Here is a 242-nt window from a genome sequence, read left to right on the forward strand (position 1 = left end):
TGCTACACGTGCATGAATTTCATTCACCTGACTAGGAAAGCTTCTTGCCATTAATTTATCGCCTAATAATTTGATGCAATGCATCTTGGTTTCCACCAAACTGCGGCGATGATAGCCTGACCATTTTTTCCATAATGTCCTGCCTAAACGTTTAACTGTTCGAAGTAATTCATTTCGCTCTAGCGAGCTACTCTTTGTATCTTTCCATGGTTTCGCATTTTTTCTAGGTGGAATCACCGCAT

The 242-nt window shown here is 40.5% G+C and carries 1 protein-coding gene; it reads right to left on the reverse strand.

The window, feature by feature from the left end; translation table 11 throughout:
• Positions 1–242, reverse strand: a 242-nt coding sequence (locus NI468_RS16210; protein ID WP_338149778.1) for a transposase, incomplete at both ends; no start/stop codon positions are given.

Source organism: Acinetobacter lwoffii, assembly GCF_024129355.1.
Classification (GTDB): Bacteria; Pseudomonadota; Gammaproteobacteria; order Pseudomonadales; family Moraxellaceae; genus Acinetobacter; species Acinetobacter lwoffii_I.